Here is a 698-nt window from a genome sequence, read left to right on the forward strand (position 1 = left end):
ATTGATTGTATGTAATGAGTGGCGTTCGATTTCGATTTTTTAGGATATCTTCGTAATTCTGTTCACTACCATATCCGGCATCTGCGACAATAAATTCCGGCAGCTCAAAAAAGTTAGCTTCAATCGTATCGAGGAAAGGTATTAGCGTGCGCGTGTCGGTTGGGTTCGGAAACACATTATAAGCAAGTGCGTATTGCCCTTCTGTCGCAATTTGAACATTGTAACCAGCTTTCAATTGACCGTTCTTCATGTAGTCGTCCTTCATACGCATGAAGGTCGCATCAGGATCCGTCTTGGAATAGCTATTGCGGTCACCAAAAATCTCCATATCTTTTTGATACTTTTGTTTACGCGTCACAAAGTCCACAAATTGCTTCCGAACTTGTTTTGGAAATTTACGTTCCGAACGGATTTTCTTACGCTCACTTCCAACTTCACACGCTTCAATCTTATCGTCATATTCCTCGATTTTTTCGTCTAACTTTTCAACGATTTCTTCCAGTTCTTGTACCGACAACTCTTCTTCGCTTTCTTGTTCAATGGCTGGAATAATTTCTTTTTCTAACAACTTATCGTACAGTTGATTTGATTTTTCAATCAGCTTTTCACTATATCGTTCCGTGGATTTCCGCCAAACAAAAGTAAATTTATTTGCATTAGCTTCGATCTTCGTTCCATCAATAAAAATAGCTTCTTCT

General features: G+C 38.8%; 1 protein-coding gene. It reads right to left on the reverse strand.

All coding sequences use genetic code 11. The annotated features are described in order from the left end of the window. Positions 1-698: transposase (locus L3V42_RS18055; RefSeq protein WP_238472626.1), on the reverse strand; the 698-nt coding region annotated here is incomplete at both ends.

Source organism: Oceanobacillus alkalisoli (assembly GCF_022213125.1).
Classification (GTDB): Bacteria; Bacillota; Bacilli; order Bacillales; family Amphibacillaceae; genus Oceanobacillus; species Oceanobacillus alkalisoli.